Here is a 10,596-nt window from a genome sequence, read left to right as displayed (position 1 = left end):
GCATCCGCGGCCGCTGTCACCTGCGCTGCCCGGGACACTGTCCCGGTGTTCCGGGCAGCGTCCGGGCCGACGCCCCGGACTTCGCGGGCCCGCAGCACCCAGTTCCGCAGGGTGTTCCTGTTGATGCCCAGGTCGGCGGCGATGCTCTTGTAGGTCGCCCCAGGTGTGGACTCGAACAGGTCCACGGCATCGGTCTTGAACTCGTCCGAGTAGTCCTTCATCGCCATCGGCGGTCTTCTCGCTTCCTCCGGATCAAGCAGATCCAGTATCAGCGTGTCCACCACTCAGGGGGAGGCTCCCGCGGCCTGCAACGACATGAGTGCTTCCGTGACCATCGAACACCGTCGGGGTGTCGTGGTGCTCGCGCTGATCGCGGCCTTCATGGTCTTCGTCGACGGCACGATCGTGAACCTCACCCTCGCCCAACTCACCTCGCACCTGCACGCCTCCCGCTCCGAGCTCGAATGGGCGGTCAACGCCTACACCCTCTCCTTCGCCGCGGTGATGCTCGGTGCCGGCGCGATCACGGACGCCCTCGGTGCGAAGTGGACCTTCGCGGCCGGCCTGCTGGTCTTCACCGCGTCCTCTGCAGTCTGCGCGTCCGCCAACTCGATGCTGGTGCTCAACTTCGCCCGGTTGGTCCAGGGCGCGGGCTCTGCTCTATTGCTGCCGAGCGCGCTCGTCCTGGCCACGGCATCCGCAACCGATGAGCAAGCGCGGAACCGACTCGTTGGCTGGTGGGCCGCCGCCGGGGGCGTCGGAATGGCCTCAGGTCCGCTGCTGGGCGGGGCGCTCGTCGCGCTCGCGAACTGGCGTGCCGTGTTCGCCGTCAACGTGGTCATCGGGATCCCCGCCGCCCTCTGGAGCATCCGTTCGATGCCCACCACCGCGCGGGGCGGTCGGCGCCCCGACATCGTCGGCATGGGCTGTGCGACCGCACTGATCGGCGGTCTGGTCTTCGCGCTCGTCCAAGCCCCCGCGCAGGGCTGGCTGAGCCCCGCAGTCATCATCGCCGCCGCGCTGACGGTCACCGGGCTCGTCGGCTTCGTCTGGGTCGAACGGTCCACCCCGGCACCTCTCCTGCCGACAGTCGTCTACTCTGACCGCAGGTTCGTCGCCACAGCCGCACAAGGCGCATTGTTCAACTTCGCCTTCTACGGGCTGCTGTTCGCGATGAGCCTGATGCTCCAGCAAGGCCGCGGGCTCAGCGCGCTCGTCAGCGGTTTGCTGTTCCTGCCTCTGACCGGCCTCATCTCGATCGGCAGCATCTGCGCCGCCCCACTCGCGCGACGGATCGGAACTACCGCAGTCCTGGGCATAGGCCAGGCCGGGCTGACCACCACGTTCCTCGCGGTGGCGTGGGCCAGCACGTCATCGGCGCTCTGGCTACTGGTGCTTGCCCTTGTTCCCGCCGGGTTCAGCTCGGGACTACTCGTGCCCACCATGACCTCGCGGTCCATCGCCGCCGTCGAACCTGCCCTGCACGGGGCCGCGTCCGCAGTCTTCAACACCTCCCGCCAGATCGGCGCAGCCATCGGCATCGCCGCCTTCGGCCCACTCCTCGGGCCCACGCACAACCTCAGAGAGGGGTTCATCACCTGCGTGGTCGTCGGCGCAGGCGCCACCGCGGTCGCCCTGCTCCTCACCGCGCTTACACGACGGGCCGCCGTTGCCGCACCCCCAGGCAGGCCGAGTATCCAAGGACCATACGCAACCTCGGCCCATGACGCCGCCGCCAACCTGCCCGAACGCACTTGACCACCATCCAAGGGGGAACGTGCTCCACAAGAACGCGCCAAGGTCCTACCCGTGATTGTGCACCTGCCGTACCGCGGGTTCGGGCCCGACATCAACCACGGCATCGACCACGCGGCGCTCCGTGGCGACTTCCCTCCCCTGGCTCTGTACACGACAACCGGCTCTGGTCCACTTCGTGTGGTCGCGTCCACTGGGTGACCGTTGATCCTCGCCTCATGGTGGTTGTGCTGGTCGTAGGCGGTCAGCGCGCGCAAGACTGACACTGGCCGCGAATGAGCCTGGCTTCCCTCATCAGGCCCCTTGGAATCCGTCGTCTAGGCTGGCGCAGTGGCTAATGAGCAGGAGCAGGTGCAACCTTCGGGAGTGTGGGCCACGGCGGTGGGAGTGGCCAGGGTGCGGGCGCTGGAGACCGAGCGGGACAACGCGCTGTTCTGCGACCCACTGGCACAGGCCTTCGCCACCGCCGGCGGCCTGTGGCCCTCCTCGCCGCCGCTGCCCGATGACGAGGCCGCGCGACGCCGTCGGCTGGCCGTGTCGCTCTCCATCGTCATCAGGACGAAGTTCCTCGACGACCTGCTGCAGCAGGCCTCCGCGTCCGGGGTCCGGCAGGTCGTGCTGCTCGGCGCCGGCATGGACAGCCGGGCCTTCCGGATGGACTGGCCCGAGGGCACCCGGCTGTTCGAGGTCGACACCGCTGCACCACTGGACTTCAAGACTTCGGTACTGCGCCAGGAGCGGGCCGTCGCACGCTGCGAGCGGATCACCGTCGCGGTGGATCTGCGTGAGGACTGGCCAAGCGCTCTGGCCGCCGCAGGGCACGATCCGGCCGCGCCGACCGCGTGGATCGCCGAAGGACTGCTGATCTATCTGCCCGAGGACGCGGTGGAGCTCCTGCTGGCCCGGATCAGCACGCAGTCGGCGGCAGGCAGTCGGATGGGGCTGACATTGGGATCGCGCGGCGTGATCGAGCGCTTCGGCGCGGAGGCCGTGCCGGGATCGGCGGCGTCCATGTGGGTCTCGGAGATGCCCGACGACCCGGTGGGCTGGCTGGCCGGGCACGGCTGGGAGGCCGACAGCCACACCCTGCGCGAGCGCGCTGCCGCCTACGGCCGCCCGATCAGCACCCCGCCGCAGCGCGAGGAGTGGCCCGGCGGACTGATCTCGGCGGCCCGACCGTAAGAACTCCTGGCTAGCGGCGGGCAGCCAGCCCACAGCATCGGTCACCAGAGGCCGAAGAACCGTGTCCACCAGGTGGGCCGTGCCGCCTCGCCGACACACAAAACGGCCATCGTCCCGTCGGACCGAATCTTGAGTGCATACACCGACGGGAGGCCGAACCACGGAATTGGCAGTGGGTTGTTACCGTTCGAGACGGTTCCCTCGAACGAACAAGGCAGGTCAGCAGGTGTCAGCTCTAGACTTATACGCCCACGCCGCCACCAGTGGCGACGTACTTGGAGCTGGAATCGGCACCGGTCCCGGGGGCTGGGAAGCTGCTGTGGGGCCGGATTTCCTCGATGTTCCCGGTGGCAGCCTCCTACGGAGGGACTACGGACTCGTGGAGATCAACTTCTCACCGGACCAGCATGGGCTCCGGGGACAGATGTCCTGCTTCGGCTTCGGCGTCAAGCCCCAACGGCTGCTGTACGACCTGTCCCCGAGCACCGTGCCGCTTCCGCTTTCGCGGAAGTACGGGAAGTTCGCGCCCCGACTGCCGTTGGAGGAACTTCGGGCCGCCATCCTGTCCCTGGGACACTCGGTGGAGCTCGAAGAAACCTCGCGCGACATGCACCGCTACTGCGTATCCAAGTCTGCCGCCCGCATCGACGTCATCCTCGATCCTGATCCATACGGTGCAGGCCCCACCGATCCGGACGGACACCAGGTAGGGGACGTATGGTCCATCTCCCTCTGGTGACCGGCCCGAGCTTCGGACCAGTGGATGTAAGACATCGAAGCTGAGCCCATCTCGTCAGCCGAATCGCTTGACGGATACCGCCAAGGCACAACTACGCGGCCTTGGCGTTTCACCGGTCGTGTTTCAGCACCACGGACTGGTGTTGCAGTCGGCGACGCCAGGCTGGGCGAAGCTCTGCGAGGCCGGGACCGTATTGGTCGCCCGAGTGGACTGGGTGCTAGCCGATGGGGCTGTGCTGGTATCGGGCACCGGGGGCATCCAGTGAACGGCGCTCTCGCGGAAGGATGCGTTGACCGGCGCGAGGTCCACACCGCTGGTGTCGTCGAGAGCCGGGACGTTGATGCCGATCTCCGGAATGTCGCAATCGACCGCCGCGACTCGACTGCCGCAGTTGGCACAGAAGCCGCGCTTGGCCTTGCCCGGGAACGTCTCGAACCAGGTCGGCTCACCTCCCTCGCCCGTCCACGTGACCCGCTCGAAGCCGACCCACCACATCACCGGGGCCCCACCGAGCTTCACACAGTGCCCGCAGTGGCATGTGTGCGGGTATACCGCAGGGCCCGTGACGGTGAAGCGGATCCGACCACACAGACATCCACCAGTGCGCACTTCGGCTCCCTCGGGGGTGGCATTCATCCAGTGGCCTCCGCGACAAAGTAGGCAAGTTGAGCCCATCAGTCTGACAGCCTTCCCATCACGGCGGGCAGCAACAGGCCGCGTCGCCGCCGCCCGTTTTGGACGGCAGCATGGCCCCGGGCCCGGTTTCCTGTGAAGTCGCGCCAATTTCGTCCTGGTCGCGCAGCGTCCCATCAGACTGGCCAGATGTCACAGGCTCCGAGGGTGTACGGCAGCGAGCATGATGACCTGGCCGGCTGCGGGGATGGTCGGCGGTGGGCGGGCCAGCAGTGCGCAGGGGGGTGTCGCGGGTGCAGGCAGTTCAGTCTTGCAGCCCGGTCTCCGGCCGGCAGACCTCGCACGGATCGATGTCCGGCTCGGCCAGGGCCACCATGGCGTCCTCCCGGGAGATCTCTCCGATCCGGCCCGGGGAGATGGCGCACCCTCCACGGTGCAGCAGGGCCGCCGCCGAGGAGCGGCCGATCAGTTCCCGGCTACCACGGAGCCCTTGCGCGCCAGCGTCCCGCCTGGACATCTCCCCCGCCCCCCTGCCGGGCTGCCACCGTCTACCAGACCATGCACATTCGCCAGGAGGTCAAGATCACGCCTCCGGTCATGAATCCGGAGCTGTGATACCGATCCTCCTCGGCCGTCAGGATCACTCATAGCTCGCTTCGTTGGAGTGATCCTGTGCGGTCAGCGCTCCCAGGTAGTCGTCGAGGAGCTGGATCTGCCGCCGCCCGGCCCGCTACCGGACGTGCCCACCTGGCGGAGCTGAGCGGGCGGGCCCGACAGACAGGCGTCCGGCCGGCGTTCGGGCGCCCGCCGAGCAGCCGGCGCCGGTGCCGGCCGTCAGGCCAGGGGTGCCGTGGAGGGCATCGGCCTCATCCGACCCTTCCAACCAACACTCCGGCGAACCTCCCGGCCACAGCACTAGATCGCTATCTCGACAAATCGCTGGGCCCTGCGGCTCGGACCGACGGGCGCGCCCCGGAGGATCGGCGGCGGCTCGGGGCCAGGTGGATCGGGCGCCCTACCGTTGGCCGCCCGCCGACGTCGGCCTGGCGCCCCATCCAGGCCGGGGACGGGGACGGGGCGACACTACGCAGAGACGCAGAGCGGCGGGTGCTCGAGCACGCGGGGCTTGTACTCGACCATCTGGATGCGGCCGTCGAACGTGCGGTGCTCGATCATCTCCAGGGCGACGTCCGGATAGCCGTCGTAGATGCGTTCTTCACCCGTGGCCCCGGTGATCACCGGGAACATCACGACCCGGAACCGGTCGACGAGTCCGGCACGCAGCAGGGACCGGCACAGGCTGAGGCTGCCGATCGTGCTGAGGAACCCCGAGCCACTCGACTTCATGGCGCGGACCGCCTCGACGGCGTCGTCGCGGACGAGCGTGGAGTTGGCCCACGTCAGGGGCTGCTCCTTCAGCGAGGAGGAGAACACCACCTTGGACGCTTGCGTGAGCTCGTCGACGGACGCCTCCTCCTCGGGGCGGAACTCGTCCTGACCAGTCGGGACCTCGCCTGCGGCGAAGCCCGACATCAGACGGTAGGTGTTCGCTCCCATCAGGTAGGTGACCTCGGGCTGCTCACCGAGCCATGCAAGGTACTCCGGGCCCTCAAGGCCCCAGAACCCGGGCCACCCCTCACCCGATGCGTAGCCGTCGAGGGAGGTGATGAAGCCAACGAGAAGCTCCGACATGGCAGTGTCCTTTCCTGCGTTCTCACAAGCTTGGACCGGCCGGGAGCCACAAACTCATCGGCCGCGCTGCGGAGCAACGAGAAACGGACCGGCCAACCGCCAATCGGGTCGTCACTCCGGACGGGCCGTGGGCCCAGTCGGCCGGCCCGGCAGCACACCTTTCTGCAGCCGGCCGTCGCCATCCGGGTAGGCGACCCACAGCGTGCCCTGCGTGGACGAACGGGATTGCGGCCTGCCCGTCCGCGGGTAGGCCGCTGCCACGCCGCCCTGCCTCAAAGGTCGACCCTCATGATCACGATCACTATGTGATTCGCACCGTAGCCGGTCACGGTCAATGGTCCGGATGGGGTCCACCGTGGCCACGGCCCGGACCTGGCCCGGCAGGACGAAACGCCATGAGAGGGTCATGCGCCCAGATGCGGGGGTCTGACCGGCTGCCTCTGTAGGTAGCGACCATCCACGATCCACCGGACAGGGCCAAACTGTGCCCGAACTCGTCAGTAGGGCTCCGAGTTCCCGCGCTGACGGGTAGTCGGGCGTCGCAGCAGTACGGGACGCAGCCTGCTATACCCGCGTACCGACACCGGGCGGAGAGTCGTGAGTTCGTAGGCAGGCATGCCAGCCAGCTCGGTGGCGCATTCAGTGTCGACCAGTACGCTGTCTGGGCGGGCCACCGCGGTGAGCCGGGCAGCGATGTTGACCGCTGCGCCGTAGACGTCGCCGTAGCGGCTGAGTACAGGGCCGTGTGCCAGCCCGGTTCGTACCTGCGGGAGCCTTGATTCCGCTTCGGTACGCGCGGTGAGCTCCAGGCCTATGTCGGCGGCCGCGGACGCCGACTCGCAGACGAAGAGCACCTCGTCACCGATGGTCTTGACCACCCGCCCCCGCCCTTCCGCGACCACATCGCCGGTCAGGCTCTCGAACCGGTCGAGCACCCCGGCTAGTTCGATGCTGTCCAGCCCTCGGGTCATCCGCGTGTAGCCCACCATGTCGGTGAACCCCACTGCCCGGTTGCGGACATCGCCACCGCCCGCGGTCCGGAGCCCTCCACCCGCCGTCGAACCCACCGGCTCGGCCTTCCGCGCCGCCGCCCCCTCCAGCGGCGAGACGGGCTGCTCCTCCGCTTCGGCGATCAACCGGTCTGCATACGCAGCGAGATGCCGACGCCACACATGCCCCTGCAAAAGCTCGATCTCCGGCAGGAGCGTCGCAGCGTGCCCCATCAGCTCCCCCGCGCCGGGATTGGCCGAGCCGTGGTTCATCCAGGTCCAGAGCGTGTGCACCTGCCATTCGGCGAGCCGGGACAGATGGTGCCCCAGGGCCCGTACCATCATCGTCTCGCTCTCTTCGGTGATCAGTCCGGCCTCGATGAGCCGCTCCCCTGCGCGCAACGCGTCGACGTCGGCATCCGTGAACACCCGCGCGTCGCCGTCGACTGTCGGGAAGCCGAGCGCACGCCAGATCCGCTCCGTGCGCTCGGGCCGCACCCCGGAGCGCTCGGCCGTCTCCCGTCGTGTCCAGAGGCGCCCGGTACCGAGCAGCACCTCCTCGACGGTTCGGCGCAGTCGGTCACCGCTGGGCGGGGCCACCGGTTCCCGTTCAGGCTCGGCCGCGTTCACGTGGTGTGGACGATCAGCACGTCGAGGTCTGCCTTCCTGGCGATATCCGCGGGTACGGAGCCGAGGATGCGCCCGGCGAGTGAGCGCAGCCCCCGGTTGCCGACAACCACGAGATCGACGGCGGACTCCCGGGCGACCTGTACCAGCGCGGGCACCGGTTCGCCCTGCACTGCGACTGCCCGCATGTTCACCGCGCCCTGCGCACGTGCCCGGTCACCGGCGGTACGCAGAGTGCTCTCAGCGGGCGCCGAGCCCACCACCTGATACGCCTCCGCTCCCAGTTGGTCCCGTGCCAGGTCCAACTCGGGCCCTCGCATCGGCAGATAAGCGCAGGCGATCACCAACTCCGCCCCGCAGGCGGCGGCCAGGCGGGCAGCCGCCTCGACCGCTGCTAACGACGAGTCCGAACCGTCGGTGCCGACCATGACCGTCCGATAGGCAGTCAAGATTCACTCCTTACTCCAAAGTCAACTTACTCAAGAGTAAAATAGGGTGCAGCCCCGGCGCCGGACAAGGGGGTGGGCGCACGACACGAGCGCGCTGTCACGCGGTCACCCGTTCTCGAGGCGCCACTGCGCACGCGGTGGCTCAAGATCCACCAGACCCGCTAACAAAGCAGGCGATCTGGCGGGGTAAGCCGGCCTTCCATGGGAATAGGCTCCACCCTGTGGTCCTTCGCCCTGGTTGTAGGGCTTCTCACTCTGACTCCCGGACTCGACACGGCGCTGATCTTGCGCACGTCGGCTCTCGGCCGGCGCGGGAGCGCCATGGGTGTCGTCCTCGGAATCCAGACCGGCACCCTGATGCGGGGTGCGTTCACCTCCCTCGGAGTGGCTGCAGTGCTCACGGCCTCCCATCTCGCTCACGCCGCGTTGCGCTGGATCGGCGCTGCATACCTGGTCTGGATGGGGTTCCGCATGCTCCGGGGCACCTTCCGGGGGCTGCCTCGGCAGACCAGGAGGACTGTGTTCTGGCTGCCGGCCCGGACTCGGTCAGCGGAGGTTGGCGGCAGGGGACGCTCACCAACCTCCTGAACCCGAAGATGGGCGCCTTCTACGTCGCGTCCTGCCTCAGTTCATCCCCCAGGTACCGACCACTTCACCATGGGCCTCCTGCTCACCACGGTGCACATCTTGATCGGCCTGCTCTGGTCTGCCGTCCTCATCGGCTTCGCCCGCGTTCTGCAGGGGTGGCTCCGCAAGCCCCACGCTCGCCGTGCGCTCGGCCGCATCACCGGCACCGTCATCGGCGTCTTCGGTATCAGGCTTGCCCTCAGCAACTGACGACCCGAATGTCAGGGTTCAGCGACCTGCTCAGCACCGGACCCAGATCAAGATGGACTCGACGTGGAGCGCGGCCGCCTGGGAGGTGATGGCCGGTTCGTCCGTCCGCAGGGCCAGGCCGCGCCACTGCTTGAGCCGGGCGATGCGCCGAGCTTGGGCCCCGGCCTCGCTCGCATCGGCAACAGCTGAGCGTCACGCCGGCGGCCGGGCGAGTCTGGTGGCCACGGCGTCGAGGACCCAGTCCAGGCCGGTGGCGAAGGACGTCTCGGCGTCCACGTCCGTGCCGTCGTACACGGCCTTGGCCAACGCCGGGAAGCGGCCGGTGGCCAGCATGCTCGTCATGTGGGGGGCCGTGGGCGCGCTGCCAGTCGTGCTTGGACAGGCCCGTGGCGTGCTCGGCCCGCAGATGCGCGGTGTCGCGCTTGATCGCGCCGATGAAGTAGGCACTGACCGCGGCACCCTGGACCTGCGCGAAGGGCTCGGCCAACTCGCTCTGGAAAAGGCGGGGCTACTGGCGGAGTTCCAGGCGCTGTCCCGTCCCGAGGGGCAGGCCATGCGCATCCTGGGCACGGACGGGGCCGTCCTGCGTGACTGGCGCCCCCGTCCGGACGACCGGGCCCATCCCGAGATCGACCGGGGTCAACTCCGCGATCTGCTGCTCGGCCCTCTCGACGTCCGGTGGGGCCGTGGCGTGAAGCAGGTGGTGCCAGGGACCCGGAACGGCGTGCTGGTCCATTGCGCGGACGGGCGGCAGGAGACGTTCGACCTGGTGATCGGCGCGGACGGTGCCTGGTCCCGGGTCCGCCCGGCGGTCTCGTCGGCGACGCCGCACTACACCGGCGTCACCTCTGTCGAGACCTCCCTCGACGACGTCGACACCCGCCTTTCCCACCTCGCCCGGCTGGTCGGCGACGGTTCCGTGGCGGTGTACGGCGTGAACCGGGCTCTCGTCGCCCAGCGCAACAGCGGCGGCCACGTCAAGGTGTACGCCCAGCTCCGTGCCCCTCTGGACTGGCACGAGAACCTGGATCTGGCCGACGTCGAAGCCGTGCGATCGAGGCTGCTGGCTCTGTTCGACGGCTGGGCCGCTCCTGTCCTCGACCTCCTTCGCCACGGCACTGCCTTCGTCCACCGCCCCCTCCACGTCCTGCCCGTGTCCCACACCTGGACCCGCGTTTCCGGGGTGACGCTCCTGGGCGACGCCGCCCACCTGATGCCCCTCTTGGGGGCGGGCGCGAACCTCGCGATGCTGGAAGGCGCCGAACTCGCCGAGTCCATCGCCGCCGGCCCTGCGGATCTGGACGAGACCGTCCGCGCCTTCGAGGAACAGATGTGGGCACGGGCCGGCAGGTGGGCAAAGATCACGACGGCCGGTCTGGAACGCCTCGTGAGCCCGGACCCCGCCGACGCCCTCGCCCTCTTCGACCAAGTCCAGCCATCCTGACTGCCAAGCGTGAGAGCACCAGCACCAGCAGCTCGCCACGGCTTCACGAGACAGCACGGCACCGCCGCAGTCCCTTCCGGCAAATCCACCGTCGGACGAACGCACGGACGCCTGCACCGAACGCAACCCTCAACCCGCTACCGCCACTGGTCCGATCCTCCTTGCGGGCCGGTGATGCAACTCGCCGCGCAGGTCGTCCGGGACCCGTTCACTCACACCGCAGACTCGGCAGGAAACCGCAGATGGACA

General features: G+C 68.7%; 12 protein-coding genes and 2 pseudogenes. 6 read left to right on the top strand and 8 right to left on the bottom strand.

All coding sequences use genetic code 11. From position 1 onward, the window contains the following. The coding region (locus EAO72_RS17930; protein WP_148018343.1) for a transposase at positions 1-227 on the bottom strand (227 nt) is incomplete at its 3' end. Between the two features lie 100 nt (positions 228-327). On the opposite strand from EAO72_RS17930, the gene EAO72_RS17925 reads away from it, so the two are divergent. From EAO72_RS17925 to EAO72_RS17915, 3 genes are all read left to right on the top strand, one after another. Next, entirely contained in the window at positions 328-1,758 is a 1,431-nt protein-coding gene (locus EAO72_RS17925) for an MFS transporter (protein WP_222724105.1), read from the top strand. A gap of 363 nt (positions 1,759-2,121) precedes the next feature. Next, positions 2,122-2,937 (top strand): class I SAM-dependent methyltransferase, encoded by an 816-nt coding sequence (locus EAO72_RS17920; protein ID WP_187285116.1) that lies wholly within the window; start codon positions 2,122-2,124, stop codon positions 2,935-2,937. A 379-nt stretch (positions 2,938-3,316) separates the two neighbouring features. Further along, positions 3,317-3,676 carry a hypothetical protein gene (locus tag EAO72_RS17915; protein WP_261991546.1) on the top strand — a complete coding sequence of 120 codons (360 nt, stop codon included), beginning with the start codon at positions 3,317-3,319 and terminating at the stop codon, positions 3,674-3,676. Between the two features lie 123 nt (positions 3,677-3,799). On the opposite strand, the gene EAO72_RS17910 is transcribed toward EAO72_RS17915, so the two are convergent. The 5 genes from EAO72_RS17910 to EAO72_RS17890 form a co-directional block, all read right to left on the bottom strand. Further along, positions 3,800-4,312, bottom strand: a complete 513-nt coding sequence (locus tag EAO72_RS17910; protein ID WP_148018339.1) for a GFA family protein — start codon at positions 4,310-4,312, stop codon at positions 3,800-3,802. Between the two features lie 301 nt (positions 4,313-4,613). After that, positions 4,614-4,826 (bottom strand): DUF6233 domain-containing protein, encoded by a 213-nt coding sequence (locus tag EAO72_RS17905; protein ID WP_148018338.1) that lies wholly within the window; start codon positions 4,824-4,826, stop codon positions 4,614-4,616. Positions 4,827-5,392: 566 nt separating this feature from the next. Then, positions 5,393-6,001 (bottom strand): dihydrofolate reductase family protein, encoded by a 609-nt coding sequence (locus tag EAO72_RS17900; protein WP_148018337.1) that lies wholly within the window; start codon positions 5,999-6,001, stop codon positions 5,393-5,395. A gap of 497 nt (positions 6,002-6,498) precedes the next feature. Continuing rightward, complete coding sequence (locus EAO72_RS17895) at positions 6,499-7,590, bottom strand: adenylate/guanylate cyclase domain-containing protein (RefSeq protein ID WP_148018336.1); 1,092 nt, start codon at positions 7,588-7,590, stop codon at positions 6,499-6,501. A gap of 26 nt (positions 7,591-7,616) precedes the next feature. Beyond that, entirely contained in the window at positions 7,617-8,066 is a 450-nt protein-coding gene (locus EAO72_RS17890) for a universal stress protein (RefSeq protein ID WP_148018335.1), read from the bottom strand. A gap of 201 nt (positions 8,067-8,267) precedes the next feature. On the opposite strand from EAO72_RS17890, the gene EAO72_RS43155 reads away from it, so the two are divergent. Together EAO72_RS43155 and EAO72_RS43150 are read left to right on the top strand one after the other, a co-directional pair. Then, a complete protein-coding gene (locus EAO72_RS43155; RefSeq protein WP_261991545.1) occupies positions 8,268-8,654 on the top strand; it encodes a LysE family translocator in 387 nt (128 codons plus the stop codon). 69 nt (positions 8,655-8,723) lie between these two features. After that, positions 8,724-8,903, top strand: coding sequence for a LysE family transporter (locus tag EAO72_RS43150; protein WP_261991544.1), 180 nt, complete (start codon positions 8,724-8,726; stop codon positions 8,901-8,903). A 30-nt stretch (positions 8,904-8,933) separates the two neighbouring features. On the opposite strand, the pseudogene EAO72_RS43145 reads toward EAO72_RS43150, so the two are convergent. Together EAO72_RS43145 and EAO72_RS43140 are read right to left on the bottom strand one after the other, a co-directional pair. After that, positions 8,934-9,053 (bottom strand): annotated as a pseudogene (locus EAO72_RS43145) (IS5/IS1182 family transposase); the annotation flags it as partial. A 42-nt stretch (positions 9,054-9,095) separates the two neighbouring features. Continuing rightward, positions 9,096-9,354 (bottom strand): annotated as a pseudogene (locus EAO72_RS43140) (TetR/AcrR family transcriptional regulator C-terminal domain-containing protein); the annotation flags it as partial. Between EAO72_RS43140 and EAO72_RS17880 the strand changes: the two are divergent. Then, on the top strand, positions 9,310-10,347 hold the full coding sequence (locus EAO72_RS17880; RefSeq protein ID WP_261991543.1) for an FAD-dependent oxidoreductase: 1,038 nt from the start codon (positions 9,310-9,312) through the stop codon (positions 10,345-10,347). The pseudogene EAO72_RS43140 and the gene EAO72_RS17880 sit on opposite strands and share 45 nt — an antisense overlap. The last annotated feature ends 249 nt before the right edge of the window (positions 10,348-10,596 follow it).

Source organism: Streptomyces sp. OR43, from assembly GCF_008042275.1.
GTDB lineage: Bacteria > Actinomycetota > Actinomycetes > Streptomycetales > Streptomycetaceae > Streptomyces.
This window is presented reverse-complemented; position numbering and strand designations above follow the sequence as displayed.

What these genes read in the sequence shown, in the direction of transcription:
- EAO72_RS17910 (WP_148018339.1), bottom strand. Translation starts at nt 4,312, where the DNA reads ATGAATGCCACCCCCGAGGGAGCCGAAGTGCGCACTGGTGGATGTCTG.
- EAO72_RS17905 (WP_148018338.1), bottom strand. Translation starts at nt 4,826, where the DNA reads ATGTCCAGGCGGGACGCTGGCGCGCAAGGGCTCCGTGGTAGCCGGGAA.
- EAO72_RS17900 (WP_148018337.1), bottom strand. Translation starts at nt 6,001, where the DNA reads ATGTCGGAGCTTCTCGTTGGCTTCATCACCTCCCTCGACGGCTACGCA.
- EAO72_RS43155 (WP_261991545.1), top strand. Translation starts at nt 8,268, where the DNA reads ATGGGAATAGGCTCCACCCTGTGGTCCTTCGCCCTGGTTGTAGGGCTT.
- EAO72_RS43150 (WP_261991544.1), top strand. Translation starts at nt 8,724, where the DNA reads ATGGGCCTCCTGCTCACCACGGTGCACATCTTGATCGGCCTGCTCTGG.
- EAO72_RS17880 (WP_261991543.1), top strand. Translation starts at nt 9,310, where the DNA reads ATGCGCGGTGTCGCGCTTGATCGCGCCGATGAAGTAGGCACTGACCGC.